Here is a 3541-nt window from a genome sequence, read left to right as displayed (position 1 = left end):
GAGCACCACCCTGCCGTCGGGGGCCTCCGCGACCGGCGCGTAGCCCGCGGCGCGCAGGCCGGCCAGCAACTCGCCCGTCGGCAGCGACGAGATGACGATGGTCGGCGCGATCCGGCGCAGTCCCAGCGCCTGCGTGCGGCGGCTCGCGACCACCTCGGCGAGCAGCGCGGTGTCGTCGCAGCGCAGGTAGCTTGACGCCGGACCGGCGCGCAGCCGGCCGTGCCGCCGGGCGGTGTCGTCGATCAGATAGGTCAGTCCCTGGGGAACGCCCGTGCGGCCCAGGCGTTCGAGCGCGGCATGGATGTCCTCAGCGGCCAGCCCCGAGTCGAACCCCCGGCGCAGCGACTCCTCGGAGAAGCGGTAGACGGTCGCGGCCCCCGACGACTCGACATCCGCCATCCGCGCCAGCTGCGCGGCGACCCGGGGAACCAGCGGGCCGGGGGCGACCGCGGTCAGGTCCGCCTGCAGCAGCAGCTCCTCGACCGGTTCGGGCAGCAGCGGCGCCAGCGCGTCGGCAAGCCGGGCGCACAGTGCGGCGTCCCCACCGGCCGGCCGGCTTGGCAGGCCGACGACCCGTGCCGGGTCGGCGCTCTCCTCGTCGAGCTGCCCGGCGAGCAGTCGCCCGACGGTGCTGGGTGCCCCCCGTCCGGTCAGGCCGAGCAGCTCCGCCTCGGCGACGGTGCCGTCGATCATCCCGGTCAGCAGCGTGCCGGCCCGCCGGGGCGCCCGCCAGGTCAGCAGGGTGCGCAGCGACTCGCCGGTCGGTGCCACCCCGGCCGGCGCCGCCGCCAGCGCGCGCAGAACCTGGGCGCGCAGATCCGGTGCGGAGGAGCGGCGGACCTCCAGCGACATCGCGGCGATCTGGCGACCCCGCTCGTCCCGCTCGCCCACCAGCCAGGCGGCGCTCGGCGACCGCAGCCAGCCCTCGACCAGCACCGCCCACCGTGCCGCCACCAGGTCGGTGCCCCAGCGGTCGTAGGCCGCGGTGGGCACGTACTGAACGTCGACGCCGGCGGTGGCGTCGACGAGTCCGGCGGCCGCCGCGAGCTCCACGACGAAGGCGGCGGTCCGCTCGTCGGTGTCGAGCAGCTTCGCGGTCGTTCGCAGGTCGCGCACGCTCACCCCGCCGGTGCGCAACGGCGTCACGGGCGTCGTGCCCCACGCGTCGAGCAGCATGCTGACCCAGCGCACCACGGTGTCCGCGGCGAGCGCGGCCGCGGCGTCGGCGGCCGAGGCGCCGACGGCGGCGCCCGTCAGCTCGGGCGGATGCGGATGTAGCCGACCGGCCGGCTCGTCGCCGCGCACTGCGAGGCCGACCTCCCGCGGCAGCTCGACGGTGTCATCGTCGATCCCGACCAGCAGACCCCGGGCGAGCAGCTCCTCCACCGGGCTGCGGGCCGTGGCGAGGGTGAGCAACCGGCCCGCCTCGGCGGTGGTACCCAGCGCGGGCCCGGCCGCCAGCCGGCGAAGGAGCTGGTCAGCGCGTTCGGAACACCCGTCGAGCCAGCCGCGGACCCGGGTCGGATCGGCGAACAGGTCGGCGATGGCGTCGACGAGGTCGGCACGGCCGGTGAACCCGATCCCGGACTCCGTCGGATCTGTCGCGGCCGGAATCAGGCCAATCGCGCCCGCGACCCGGGCGAGCTGGGTGTGCCGGTACACCGACAGGCACTCCCGCACCGGCCGGCCGAGCCCGAGGGGCCGCGCTCCCACGAGGTCGACGGCCATGCCGACGACCCGCAGCGCACCGTCGTCACCCCAGAGCAGACCCAGCTCTCGCAGCCGGCGCACCACCCCGACGACCTCGGAGTGCCCACAGAATGCGGTGAGCTCGGCGAGCGGCACCGGGGAGGGCAGGATGGTCAGCGCCTCCAGCACCTCGCACGCGTTCGTATCGAGGCGCTCCAGGGCACGCGCGACGCTCACCCGGATCTCCAGCCGGGCGGCCAGGACGTCGAAGTCCGGCGGCGGTGGCGTCGCGAGATCGGGCCGCAGCAGGAACAGCCGGATGATCGCCTCGTCGGGCAGCGCGCGCAACCAGCCCACGAGCGTCGTGGACTCGTCTGGCGCGGGATCGACCGGCATCGACACCATCATGACGGTAGCTGGCCCGGCGCCAGCCGGACACAGCGCCGCGGCTTACCCCGAACGCGCCGCGTCACCCGTCCGGACGCCGGGGTCGCAACCCCGCCGGACGGCGCCGTCACGGCGGACCGCCGGCGCCCCGGCGACCTGCAGGTCCGCGCGCCGCATGCTCGGGCCGCCACCGCCACCCGCCCCGACCCCGAGCCGGGCCGTGCCGACCTGGTCCAGCACCCAGCCGCAACAGGTGTCCCAGCGCAGCACGGCGATCGCGGGGTCGGTGCCGCCCGGTGTCCGCAGGACGGCGAACGCCCAGTCCGGCGCGCCGGTCGAGGTACGGATGCCGGTGATGCGAAGATCCGCCGCGACGGTGGCGACCAGCGGGCTGTCGAGGACGGCGGCGGCGATCGCGGCAGCCTCGGCCTCGGTGGCCGGGCGACCGGGGCCTTCGGAGACGTCGGCCATGGTGGCACCCGTCCCCGCGAGACCCGGCGCCGTCCAGTCCCGCTGCGACGCCCCGTGACCGGCGTCGCCGGCCAGCGGGGCCGCAGGGGCTACTGCGAGTCTCGGACGCACGTGGCCTCCTTGGATGCCTTGGCAGGCCGGGGCACGCGTTCGGTCGAACATCGGCGACCTGGCTGCCCGGCGGTAGCGGGCGCTCACGAGACGAGGTCGACGGAATGCGACAGACCTACCAATACCGATTGGACACGCCGAGGACCGCCGGACGCAAGGGGATTCGGCAAACTGGGACGGAACAATTTCGGCCGGGTCCGCTTCCCCCGCCTCGACGGCGGAAGGCCACTTGTGACCCTAGATCGCAGGTTAACCGAACATTGACTTGATCACACGCAAGGGCGACCATAAAGCGACAAGTTTGACAACGGCGACAACAATGCCCCTCCTCCCGACAAACCGGTAACTATGTCACCGCCTGCGACGGCATTCCCACCCGGATCACCAAAGCGGCCATCGGCCTCGGCCGGCCGGGGCCTCAGCGCAGCGTGTCGACCCGGTCGACGAGGAACGACAGGTGGTTTGCGCGGCCCCAGTCCGCAAGCCGCGAGACCGTCCCGGCGTCCCCGGGCAACGCCAGTGTCCGGCCGAGCGACACCCCGACGACGAGTGCCGCCAGCACGAGCACGACCTGGAGCAGGCCGGGCCGGCGCCGCCCGCCCGGGCGCGGGCCAGGCCCGCTGACCGGACCGCCCGGCCGGGCACGACCACCGCCGCGTGCGCGCGACTCCTGGCGGTCGTACCGGGCATCGCCGTCGTACCGGGTGTCGCGGGCGTACCGGTCTTCACGGGCGTGCCGGGCGTCGCCGTCGTACGGGGCGTCGCGGGCGTGCCTGTCCACGCGGTCGTACGGGGCGTCGCGGTCGTCCGAATCCGTCGGCGAGCGCCCCTGCTCGGGCGACGTGTCGAATCGCGCGCGAGGCCGGCCGTCCCGGCGCGCAGC

2 protein-coding genes and 1 pseudogene are annotated in these 3541 nt (G+C 75.0%); all 3 read right to left on the bottom strand.

Translation table 11 applies throughout. The annotated features are described in order from the left end of the window. On the bottom strand, positions 1 to 2097 hold a 2097-nt coding region (locus tag ND748_RS28115), incomplete at its 3' end, for a helicase-associated domain-containing protein (protein ID WP_251749214.1). A 42-nt stretch (positions 2098 to 2139) separates the two neighbouring features. Next, positions 2140 to 2658: a hypothetical protein gene (locus tag ND748_RS28110; RefSeq protein WP_251749213.1), complete on the bottom strand. Its 519-nt coding sequence runs from the start codon at positions 2656 to 2658 to the stop codon at positions 2140 to 2142. Between the two features lie 418 nt (positions 2659 to 3076). Continuing rightward, a pseudogene (locus ND748_RS28105) lies at positions 3077 to 3541 on the bottom strand (hypothetical protein); the annotation flags it as partial.

The organism is Frankia sp. AiPs1 (assembly GCF_023716945.1).
Taxonomy (GTDB): domain Bacteria; phylum Actinomycetota; class Actinomycetes; order Frankiales; family Frankiaceae; genus Frankia.
The sequence above is the reverse complement of the archived record's forward strand: the minus strand, read 5'-3'. Positions and strand labels throughout refer to the sequence as shown.